The 12,220-nt window shown below is 39.3% G+C and carries 7 protein-coding genes; 3 read left to right on the top strand and 4 right to left on the bottom strand.

The window, feature by feature from the left end; genetic code table 11:
- Positions 1 to 37 precede the first annotated feature (37 nt).
- Positions 38 to 874, bottom strand: coding sequence for an alpha/beta fold hydrolase (locus H6G68_RS23630; protein ID WP_190908848.1), 837 nt, complete (start codon positions 872 to 874; stop codon positions 38 to 40).
- Between the two features lie 180 nt (positions 875 to 1,054).
- On the opposite strand from H6G68_RS23630, the gene H6G68_RS23625 reads away from it, so the two are divergent.
- Positions 1,055 to 2,587 carry a SagB/ThcOx family dehydrogenase gene (locus H6G68_RS23625; RefSeq protein WP_190908832.1) on the top strand — a complete coding sequence of 511 codons (1,533 nt, stop codon included), beginning with the start codon at positions 1,055 to 1,057 and terminating at the stop codon, positions 2,585 to 2,587.
- A 99-nt stretch (positions 2,588 to 2,686) separates the two neighbouring features.
- Here H6G68_RS23625 and H6G68_RS23620 read toward each other — a convergent pair whose 3' ends face one another.
- On the bottom strand, positions 2,687 to 4,288 hold the full coding sequence (locus tag H6G68_RS23620; protein WP_190908831.1) for an alkaline phosphatase D family protein: 1,602 nt from the start codon (positions 4,286 to 4,288) through the stop codon (positions 2,687 to 2,689).
- A gap of 260 nt (positions 4,289 to 4,548) precedes the next feature.
- On the opposite strand from H6G68_RS23620, the gene H6G68_RS23615 reads away from it, so the two are divergent.
- Positions 4,549 to 6,969: a GAF domain-containing protein gene (locus H6G68_RS23615; protein WP_190908830.1), complete on the top strand. Its 2,421-nt coding sequence runs from the start codon at positions 4,549 to 4,551 to the stop codon at positions 6,967 to 6,969.
- A 17-nt stretch (positions 6,970 to 6,986) separates the two neighbouring features.
- On the top strand, positions 6,987 to 8,492 hold the full coding sequence (locus H6G68_RS23610) for a hybrid sensor histidine kinase/response regulator (protein WP_190908829.1): 1,506 nt from the start codon (positions 6,987 to 6,989) through the stop codon (positions 8,490 to 8,492).
- 129 nt (positions 8,493 to 8,621) lie between these two features.
- Here H6G68_RS23610 and H6G68_RS23605 read toward each other — a convergent pair whose 3' ends face one another.
- Both H6G68_RS23605 and H6G68_RS23600 read right to left on the bottom strand, forming a co-directional pair.
- Positions 8,622 to 11,273, bottom strand: coding sequence for a DUF3769 domain-containing protein (locus tag H6G68_RS23605; protein ID WP_190908828.1), 2,652 nt, complete (start codon positions 11,271 to 11,273; stop codon positions 8,622 to 8,624).
- Positions 11,274 to 11,476: 203 nt separating this feature from the next.
- A complete protein-coding gene (locus H6G68_RS23600) occupies positions 11,477 to 11,593 on the bottom strand; it encodes a photosystem II reaction center protein I (protein ID WP_016950992.1) in 117 nt (38 codons plus the stop codon).
- Positions 11,594 to 12,220: the final 627 nt, after the last annotated feature.

Here is a 12,220-nt window from a genome sequence, read left to right as displayed (position 1 = left end):
AATTGATACCTAGAAATAGCATCGTGAGATGATTATCTCATCTTTGTGCCGCTAAAAAAGTGGCGACTGTCTGATTAAATTCGTCTGGGTTACTTAAAAATGGCCAATGATTTCCAGGAACTTGGCAGAGATGTAAATTTTTTAGGTTAGTTTGATAAGGTTGAATTTGCCAATTTTGGCGGTTTACACCTTTTTCTGGTTGTATAAAGAGAGCAGGAGTTTCAACTGGGTTAATAAAACCAGGTACTTCCATGACTGCGTCAAAAATCCCATCACGGGCTGCAATTGTAAATTTGCTACCCCAACTACCATCGGGTTTTTGTTCAATTCCGGCTTGAAAAACTTGCTGTTGCAAAGAACTCCAATTTTGATATTGGCTGAGTTGTCTGATTTTTTGTTCGGCTTCTTCGTAACTAGCAAATGGCCCCATGCTTTTGAGGAAAGGTAAGACACGGTACAACAGGGGAAATGTAATTTTGAGGAAACTGGGCATTTTCCAGATAAAAATGGGATCTACCAGGGTGATACTCCGTAAGCGTGCTGGGTTTTGTCTAGCCCAGATAGCGGCTAATTTACCTGTCCAAGAATGACTGACGATATGGGCAGCAGACCATCCCAGTTGATCCATTAATGCTTCCACATCCGCGATCGCACTCTCAAAAGTATAATCCCTCTCTGACTTACTACTCTCACCATGACCCCGCATATCTGGTGCAACTATATGGTAATCTGCTGCCAAATAATCTCCCAAACTAGACCAAACCAAAGCATTATCAGCCATACCATGTAACAACAGTAATGGTTCTTGGCCTTGATTCCACTCTAGGTAAGAAAGTTGAATATCAGACGTTGATAGACTTTGACGTACAGGCATCATTTGGACAATCTTCTCCCGGACAGGTGACTGGAAAGGTTATCAGAAAAAATTCATTTTTAGGTTTTAAGTTTTGATTTTTAATTTTTAATTTTGATGATTGTACTCATTAACACGAAATAATAGAGCTAATGAATGCCAAGATCAATAATAGGACTACCCTAGAATATTAAAATTAATATGCCAGAAATACACCAATCCATTGCCCAACATTACCACGAACGTACTAAATATGACCCTGAGACTCTAGCCTCTAAAGGTCAGAGGTTAGACTGGGCTAAACAGCCAGTACCGTTCAAAGAGTACAAAATTGGCTCTGATTTTGACCTTAAACCTTATCTGCAAGAAAAACCAGAGACATTTGCCAATAATGCAGATTTTCAATGGTGGCAGAGACTTTCACAACTGCTGTTTCGCAGCTACGGACTAACGGCAAGAATGCCTTCTATGGGTAGTGCAGTATATTTGCGTTCTGCGCCTAGTGCAGGCGGTTTATACCCTGCTGAACTATATGTAGTTTCCCGTGGTACGCCGTTACTGCCACCGGGACTTTATAACTATCAATGTCGGACTCATTCTCTCAAGCATTATTGGGAAAATGATGTTTGGCAAGCTTTACAAGCAGCTTGTTTGTGGCATCCCACTTTAGAAAATACCCAACTTGCGCTGATCACTACTGCTGTTTTTTATCGTTCAGCATGGCGTTATGAAGATAGAGCTTATCGCCGAATTTTTCTAGATACAGGACATCTTTTAGGTAATATCGAGTTAGCTGGTGCTATTACTGATTATCGCCCCCATTTAATCGGCGGCTTTATAGATGAGGCAGTCAATGATCTGTTATATATTGATCCTCAACAAGAAGGTGCTACTGCTGTATTAGCGTTGGCAGATTTGTTAGATATTCAACAAAATTTACCCTTGGGAAAAACTGCTTTACCTTCGACGACTGAAACCAATTATCCCTCAATTCCCGATGGAGAACTGCTGAAATATTTTCATTTACATACCCAAATTCCATCTGGTACAACTGGTAAGTCAAATTTGCCAACGGTACAACAAGAAAGATCCTTAGAGGATAAATATAATTTTCCCTTTTGTGACAAAGTTTCCACTGTTACTACTTCCATTTATTGGGGTAAAAATCTTTCGGAATTAGAGAATACTATCTATAATCGACGTTCTACCCGCGCTTATAGTGGTGATGATTTAACCTTAAATGAACTCAAAGCTTTACTCGATTTTACCTACCAACCACAAAATTACATTGACCAAAGTTTAGACACTTATCCAGACTACTTTGACCTGAATTTAATTGAAACATTTATTGCAGTTTCTGGTGTCAACGGACTAGATTCAGGTTGTTACTATTATGCACCTAAAGCCCAAGAATTAAGACAAATTCGCTTTAAAAATTTCCGACGTGAACTACATTTTCTATGTTTAGGTCAGGAATTGGGGCGGGATGCAGCAGTGGTACTATTTCATACCGCTGACCTGAAATCTGCGATCGCTCAATATGGCGATCGGGTTTACCGTTATTTACACATGGATGCTGGACATCTCGGACAAAAACTCAATTTAGCTGCAATTCGCTTGAATTTAGGTGTCAGCGGTATTGGTGGCTTCTTTGACGACCAAGTAAATGATGTTTTGGGTATTCCTGCTGATGAAGCTGTTCTCTATATTACGACTTTGGGCAGACCAAGATAGAAAAAACCGCTCCAGATCAGAAAAATACAGCTATTTTCTGTGTCTGGAGTGGCTAATCTACTCGGTTAAACCCGTTCCTTCCCAGAAGTTAGCTCACATTTAATTAGTATCAACCTCTGGCTGTAAATCTACACTATAGAGTTTTTCACCTGCCAAATTATGCAAAGTCACAGTTAAAACTTCACTTTTTCCGTCAATTTTTACAGTCCCAAAAAATTGCCACCCTGCACTTGGTGGTTGATTTTGTTTTATATCGGCTGGGATACTTTGAAACTTTACTTGTGGACCAAACGTATTATCGAGTTGAGCCGGACCAAATGTTCCAGAATTGAGTGGTCCGGCGACAAATTCCCAGAAGGGTTTAAAGTCTATAAATTGGGCTTTGTTAGGATCATAATAATGGGATGCGGCATAATGCACATCAGCAGTTAACCAAACCACATTTTGGATATTGTTGTCTTTAATAAAGCGGAATAAATCTGCCAATTCTAATTCTCTTCCCAATGCTTTTCCATCTCCATTAGCAGCATTTTCAAAGTTGGTTTTACCATCACGTACTACTAACCCAATCGGCATATCACTAGCAATTACTTTCCAAGTGGATTTTGAGTTCTTTAATTTGCTCTTTAACCAACTTAATTGAGAACTACCAAGAAATGCTGTTTCTGTACTCATTACAGTTTGGTTATTTGGAGAATTTTTTCCCCGATAGCTGCGTTCATCCAGCATGAAAATTTCTAGTAATTGCCCATAATTGAAAGCACGGTAAATACGTTCTGGGTCTTTGGCATCAAAGCGGATAGGATTATATTCTAGAAATGCTTGTTTTGCCCGTGATGCTAATAGAGAAACATCCTTAACTGTGTAGCGGCTATCATCTAATATCTGTCCAGGATACCAATTATTTCTGACTTCATGATCATCCCATTGCACTAATTGAGGAACTTGGGAATTGAAACGACGGATGTTTTCATCTAGTAAATTGTAAGTAAAATTACCTCGAAATTCTTTGAGGGTTTCTGCTACTTTTGACTTTTCTTCTGTGGTGATGTTTTTCCAGATACTACCATCATCTAGCTTTACCTCGGCTTGAATAGGATTATCCGCGTAAATAGTGTCCCCAGAATGGATAAAAAAATCGGGGTTTAGCTGACGAATAGATTCGTAAATTTTCATACCACCCCATTCTGGATTAATTCCCCAACCTTGACCTGCGGTATCTCCTGACCAAGCAAAAAATATATCCTGTCCTCGTCCTTGGGGAGCAGTTTTCAAATGTCCGTTAACAGGGGCGCTGTAGATGTTTTCATCCCCTACATCTTGGAAAGTGACTCGGTAGAATATATCTTGACCAGGTGGTAAATTATTTAGATATGTCCGTGCAGTAAAGTCAGTATTTGCCGCAGCGACTTGTCCAATAATCCGGCGACGATTGCGAAAATTGTCATCAGTCGCATATTCTACAATCATTCTGGCAGGTCTATCGCTCCGACTCCAAATCACCCCGCTATTGCCGTTAATATCGCCACTAGCCACACCGTAGGGAATAGTAGGGCGATTTTTATCTAATGTGATGAATGCAGGTGTGTGCGCTAAACCTGATTTTGACCACAGGTTTGCCCCGATGATGCTACCGCTACTCATGGCAGCTTGTATTAAAAAGTGTCGGCGTTTTAGTTTGGATGATATGTCTAATTTCATAAATTTACTCATTAGTTATTGATATTTAACAATGTGTTACAAATTATGTGAGAACGGGTAAAAATTGCGGAGAATATATCGTATATTCTTTAATACAAATTTTTGTTTCACTTTCAGAGGATGTTTGGAAAGTCATCAAGTTTACCGAAAAACCAAGTTTCCATATAAAAATATAGCGAGATAATAACTCCAACTATCAGGTTTTTACAAGATATTAACTATTTTTTTAGAACTTTGTTACCAAATCCTATTTATAGAAAATGAATAAAATACAATTACCTGAAAATGAATACCATCGATTAAAAGTACTATATGAATATCAAATTCTCGATACAGAATCTGAAGAAATTTTTGATGATTTAGTCCAACTAGCTGCCGATTTATGCGAAACACCTATTGCTTGGATTAGTTTAGTTGATGCTGAACGGGAATGGTTTAAATCAAAAGTTGGTCTAACTATATCAGAAGTTCCGAGAAATGTTGGTTTTGGTAGTTATACCATTCTCCAAAATGACATCTTGATTATCCCCGATACATTACAGGAGGGAAGATTTTCTACTAATCCTTTAGTCACCTCAGACCCCTATTTACGTTTTTATGCAGGAGTTCCCCTGATTAATTCTAGTGGCGTGGCTTTAGGCTGTTTATGTGTCATGGATTTTGTTCCTCGTAACTTGAGTGTTAAGGAACAAACAGCTTTAAAATATGTCAGCAAACAAGTACTTCTCAATATAGAGTTAAATTTTAAGAAAAAATCTGACAATAGCAGAATCAGAGATCTTACACAAGCCATTCCCATTCCCTTAATGATTTTCCGCGTATCTGATGGGTTGATTTTGTATGCTAACTCAGAGTTAATGCAAACATTCCAGCTTTCTGACGAGGAATTATGTAATACCAAAATTGCAGATTTATATAATGAAATATCTGAATTAAATTCACTCATAGAAACTCTATCTAGCAATGGCTATTTGCATGGACAGGAAATTCTTTTTAAAAGAAAAGATGGTTCTTTTATTTGGGCTATTACTTCCCTACAATATTTAAGCTTTAACCAAGATATTGTGATATTGATAGTATTTTATGATATTACTAAACGCAAACACACTGAAACTCAACTTCGAGAGCAAAATGAGTTTTTACAATCTATATTCCAGAATATTCCTTTGATGATTGCACTGAACGATACCAATGGTAAAATTCTGTGGGTAAACCAAAATTTAGAGCAGACTTTAGGTTGGAATTTGCAAGATTTCCAAACTTATAATGTTTTTGCAGAGTTATATCCTAATCCTGAATATCGTCAGTCAGTAATTGATTTTATACAGTCTGCACAAGCAGTTTGGAGCGACTTTAGAAATCATCTCCGCGATGGTCGGATACTAGATACATCTTGGACTAATGTCAGGCTTCCTAAAGGTCAAACTCTCGGTATTGGTCAAGATATTACAGCACGTAAGCAAACTGAGCAGGCACTCAAGGCTCAAGCTGAACGGGAGCAATTAATGCGAACTATTGCTCAACGCATTCGTCAATCTCTTAATCTTCAAGATATTTTAAATGCAACTGTTAAAGAAGTACGAGACTTGTTGCAGGTTGATCGTGTCGTAGTTTATCAGTTTGCTCCAGATATGAGTGGTACAATTGTCGCTGAATCTGTAGTTGCTGGATGGACGGTTTCTTTAGGAATAGAAGTTGAAGATTTATGTTTTCAATCAGGTGCAGGGTTACAATATCACCAAGGACGGAAACGGGCGATAAGTAATATTTACACTGCTGGACTTAGTGATTGTCATCTTAATTTATTAGCACAGTTTGAAGTCAAAGCTAACTTAGTTGTCCCGATTTTACTAGAATCAAGTGGGGAAAATTCAGGTTCTGGTCTTTGGGGTTTACTCATTGCTCACCAATGTTCTGCACCCCGTGAATGGGAAGAAAATCAATTAGATTTGCTTGATCAACTGACAGTACAAATAGCCATCGCTATTCAACAATCTAGTATTTTTCAACAAGCTCAAATTGAAATTGAGCAAAGACAAAAAGCAGAAGTTCAGTTAAGAAGTGCTTTGGCTGAAAAAGAAGTTCTGCTCAAGGAAGTTCATCATCGAGTTAAAAATAATTTGCAAATTGTTTCTAGTCTCCTGCAACTTCAATCTCACACAACTAAAGATACCGAAGTTATCAAAGCACTCCGAGAAAGCCAAAATCGCATTGAGTCAATATCTCTGATTCACAAAAATCTATATACTTCTCCTAATATTGGACAACTTGATATTGCTGAATATATCAATAATTTAACATCTAGTCTGCTGATTTCTTATCAAATATTACCCAATAAGGTTATTCTTAAAACTCAGATAGATTCGGTTAAATTAAATGTTGATGAAGCAATTGCATGCGGCTTGGTTGTTAATGAGTTAATTTCCAATGCTATCAAGCACGCATTCCCTAATCAACAGCAGGGTTTAATCATCATTAAACTGCATAAACTTTATAATAATATTGAACTGGTTGTTCAAGATAATGGCATAGGTTTGCCAGAAGGTTTAGATTGGAAAAATACTAATTCCTTGGGTCTTTCGTTAGTATATGACTTGGTTACAGAACAATTAGAAGGTAAGATTACTGTAGAACGCAACCAGGGAACATTATTCTACATTCAATTTCCGCAGTTAACATGAGCAAAATTCCATAGCAAATGAGGCAAGCTAAAATTTTAGTGGTTGAAGATGAAATAATTGTGGCTAGAACTATTGCTAGTCAATTACATCAATTAGGGTACATTGTTACAGGTACGGCTTCTTCTGGAAAAGCTGCTATTGCTAAGGCATTAGAAACTCAACCAGAACTAGTTTTAATGGATATTATTCTGAAAGGCGAAATGGACGGGATTACTGCTGCTGGTGATATTCGTGACCAGTTTGATATACCTGTAATTTTTCTGACTGCCTATGGTGATGACCATACTTTAGAACGTGCCAAAATCACTCAACCTTTCGGTTATGTTGTCAAGCCATTTACTATCCAAGATTTACGTATATCGATTGAGATAGCTTTGTCACAACATAAATTAGAACGTGAACTGCGGGAAAATCGAGATCAGTTGGCAACCTTGTTAAACTCCATGAGTGATGCCGTAATTGCTACCAATAGCCAGGGCATTGTCACATTTATGAATCCGTCTGCTCAGAAGTTGACTTGCTGGCAGCAAGAAGAAGCGTTGGGAACAAATGTATCAGATATACTACATCTTATTGATGAACTTACAGAGGAAATTATAGAAAACCCTGTATTCACAGTACTGCGGGAGCAACAGGTTGTTTATTTGGGAGAATTTACCTCTTTAATTACCAAATACGGAAAAAAAGTACCTATTGGCGATAGTGCTTCACCATTGAGACGGGGACCTAATGAGATCACTGGTGCAGTGGTTGTGTTCTGGGATCTGAGTGAACGTCGTCAAAAAGAATACTTAGAGCAAGCCTTGAAAAAAGAGCAAGAACTGAACCGCCTCAAGTCTCTATTTATATCAACTGTTTCCCATGAGTTTCGTAATCCCTTGACTGTAATTCAAACAGCAGTGGAACTTATCGAACTTCAAGGCAATAATTTAACAGAAACCAAAAGAAAAACTTATTTAACCAGAATTTATGGTGCTGTGCAAAGCATGGAAAAACTTATGGAAGATGTACTTTTCATGGGTAAGGCTGAGGCAGACAAACTGATATATAATCCAACCACCATTAATTTAGAGAAATTTTGTCGAGACTTAATAGAAGAATTTTCTACTCTTGAATCTAGCTGCCCGGAAATCATCTTTACTTGTCACAGCGATAAAACTGATGCTGTTATGGATGGAGTACTTTTACATTACTTGTTCATAAATTTACTTTCTAATGCAGCTAAATATTCTCACAAAAATGCTAAGATTCAGTTTAGTTTGACCTGTAATTTATTGACAGGCACAGCAATTTTCCATGTTCAAGATCAAGGCATTGGCATTCCTGAAACTGACCAAGAGAAAATTTTTGATTCTTTTTATCGAGCTTCAAATGTCCAATCAATTCAAGGCAATGGACTAGGTTTAGTAATTGTTAAAAGGTGTGTTGATGCTCACAAGGGTAAAATTGAGATTAGCAGCCAAGTTGGTGTTGGGACTTTATTTACTGTTACCTTACCGTTAAATCAGTTATCAATTAGTTGAGTAGATTGGCGCAAAAAAAACTAAACTATGTAAAGAGATATAAACTAGGCTAAAACTTTCTTTCTCCCTGCACCCTGCACCCTGCACCCTGCCCCCTGCCTTATCCTAACGACAAATATTTACGCCAGCCTACCTATCCTGACTGACTCCACCCACAACTGGCTTAACCTCAGAAAAGGGATCAGTACCACCACTCCAGTTAAAGTCACTAATGCGGATGGTAAAGCCACCTAATTCCAGCACTGGATTGTAACGTAAGGTAATACCATAGGTGCGGCGACTATATTCTAAAAGGTAATCTGTACTACTTTCTCTGCCTGTATCCAGGTTTACAGAGGTTTGAAATCCTAAGCGTAATGGCCCATATAGCTGCTGTGAAATACCAGCACTGAGAACTTTGTTGTCAACTGAACGGTCAAACAAGAAGGGTGATAATCCACTGTTGAGACCTTGGGAGTAACTAACATTAAAGGCTGTGTAGTCTAAGAAAGGTTGAGAAAAATTACCAACTTGTCCAACTAAGCCTATTGTCCCAATCACGGTGCTTTGATTATCGCCACTTGTGTAATAACTTGTAGTACCTGTAACACCTGCGATCGCTTGCAAGTAAGGTACTAAAGGATTGGGTGTATATTTTAATCCCTCAGCGGGAGTGGCTGGTAATGGTTTTCCTTGCCAGAGTAAGAAGCCAGTACTGAGAGCCACGCTACCTTGTAAGCGACCAAGAGAAATGCGATCATTCTTACGTTGTGGCTCAAGTAAGTCTTGGCGGTCAGTATTAGCATCAATATACTGAGCGCCTCCTTGATAGCTGAGATTAATCCCACTTTTTCCCAAGGGAATAATCGGGGAAGTAATCACTCCACCTATACTACTCTGAACAGTTTGAAAGCCGAGAGTACCATTGTAAAGGCGATCGCGGTAGCTGGTTTCCAGACTCAATATATGTGGATTCACCTCACCTAATGACTGCCGTAACCGCAAACTCCCCCGTAGATTATCTTCTACTTTGTTGAAATCAAAACTGGTTAATTCTCCCTTTCCTTCAACTGTAGTTTTAGCACTCAAAACAGCATTCAGTTTTGCCTTCACACCAAACAAATCCGCAACATTACTATTGTCTGTAAAAGCTTTCTGCACAAAAAACTGCGGTGTAAAGCTCAAATTTGTTTTATCAGTAGTTATTGCCGCAAAATTACGCTCAACAAAAAAACCACCTCGTTTCGTACCATCAAATCCTGGAGAGACTATAAATGGCTCAACTTGGCGTTCCCGACGGTCAATTTTTTGGTTATCTATGGGAATAGGTAAGGTCAAACTCTGGTCAAATACTAAACGCTGACGCTGGGTAGTAATGCGGTCTACCAAAGGTGCTTCTCGCGTCAACGTCACTTTATCCGCTCGTAATTCTAATTCTGGTGGTGAAAATGGATCATTAGTAATCCGCACATTGTTAGCTTGCCAGCCCTGTGGATAGAAGTCAATGCGTTGGGCTTCAAATCTTAACCGTTTGACAATACCACCTGTTTGCGGTGATGCAATGTTTCTGGCATCGGCTTGACCACCGATAGTAACATTAATTCCTCCAGGACTACTGATCCCAGTAACAGGCTGATTGGCGCGAATGCGATCGCTTGGTGGACGACTGGGTACACCCCCAGATGTAATATCTGTAGGTAGAGTGGGAGAGGTTGGTTGGAAAGCGAAATCTGTTTGAGTTGTGGGAACGTAAATTTCCCCACTGCCATTTTCCAAATCTCCACTATCTTGGACAAAATTATAGGTAAAACGTTGTCCCCGGAGTACCTGATTGCCTCTGGTTAAAGCCACATTGCCTTCCCCTACAGCAATTAAATTATCCAAACTTACTTGCAATCGATCAGCATCCACAACCGCCCCATCAAATCGCACCACAACATTACCTTCTGCGGTAACAATCCGCCTTTGCTCATCATATTCTTGACGGTCGGCGATTACCTCTACAACTCTTTGTCTTACTTGTGGAGTATTCCCTAATTGTGGATCTGCTGGAACAGTTGCTGGAGGTGGGGGAAATTCTACAGTAGTAGAAGTTGAAGGTTGGTTATTGGGATTACGAGGCTTAAACTCAATAATATTTTGGACTGGAAGAGAATTTTGTGCAGTTTCCCCAGTAGCTCCTGCCAGATTAATTTTGCCCTCAGATGCCTCTAAAGTCACAGAATTTTGCTGTTCTGCTGGACTTGATGTTTTGATAACAACTGGTGACTGAGACAACAATAAATTTTTTCTCTTGACAACTTCACCAGAAATTTTTGGCAATGTCACAGATGAAGTGTTGTTATGATCAGCAATTTCCACTTGGGGAGCCGGAACTGCCAATGATTTTCTTAAAGATGAAGTGTTGTTATGATCAGCAGTTTTCACTTGGGGAGCCGGAACTGCCAATGATTTTCTTAAAGATGAAGTGTTGTTATGATCAGCAATTTCCACTTGGGGAGCCGGAACTGCCAATGATTTTCTTAAGAGCGCCGCAGTCCTAGAAGCCCTAAGAGGGGAAAACTCCGGTGGGAATTTTTCTGGTTCAGGGGTTAAAGGTAAAGATTTGGCAGCTACTAATTTATCCTGATTAGCCCGGTTGGAATTTGGCAGTCCATTGTAAGTCTCAATCAAGTTTCCTGGAGTTGCCAGTTGCTGCACATCAGTCTGTTCCTCTACCACAGAAGCAGAAGCGGGAGAAGTGGCAGGTTTTAAATATTCGATAATGGGGGGTGAGTCAGGTGGCAAAACTGGATGAAGCATATCTCAAGACAATCAAGCTAACAAAAAGGCAGGTATCAAGCCGGAAGGATTAATTACACATTTGCCTTCCGACTTTCGCCTTCTGCTGACTTGCAGTAAGCCGCCAAGAGGATGACACTGTATCATTTTTCCAAATTGGTCGCCAGAGTTTGGGCGTTTAGTGTCTTCCACCTTCCAGCTGCTGTGGATGATTTGTGGCGTTGTTACTCTGAATCTCGCTGTCCGGGGTTACGAGCAGGGTCGTTTGACAAAAACCCAAACACAAAAATTCCGACAAAGAATGCAACAACAATATAAACAGCGATTTTTAAAGTCACCATAAAAATATCTCCCAGGGGTATGACAAAAAAGCTCTCAACAATCTGCTATACAGAAAAGATAGCTCCTTTATCTTACCCATATCTCGTTCTTTTTTCGAGAATTTTGGTGAGAGAACCTTACTCTTGAGTTTAGGCGCTTCTATGTCTGACCTGGCTAATTTTGAGATTTTGCATTCACAAGCCCAAATTGAGAATCTAAAACCTACACTCATTGACGTTAGCTGATGCTAGAGGTTTCCCAAGCGCTTCAAATTCATTTTACTTATACTATTTTGGATTTGGGATTTTAGAGGGTGAAACATAGACAAGCCATGATTTTGGGCTATCTATCTGCCACAATGATTTTAATAACTCTCTAAAAACCTCTTTCCTTTCCTTCTCCTGTCGGAGACGCTGCGCGTTAGCGGAGGTTATGCCTACGCCGCTCTACACTACCGCTTTAGCAATAACTGTCCAACCGATACAAAAAAGCTAACTAATGCTAACAAGAGCCAGCTTTTTCTTCCTGCTTCATCCTATTCGTGTCGGCACGATCTAGTCCACAGGCTAATACGGTCAACCTGACCGCTTCTTGACTCAAGTTACGAGCAGCATTTACATCTCTATCACAATCAAACCCACAGTAAT

It is taken from the genome of Anabaena catenula FACHB-362 (genome assembly GCF_014698735.1).
GTDB classification, from domain to species: Bacteria; Cyanobacteriota; Cyanobacteriia; order Cyanobacteriales; family Nostocaceae; genus Anabaena; species Anabaena variabilis_A.
This window is presented reverse-complemented; position numbering and strand designations above follow the sequence as displayed.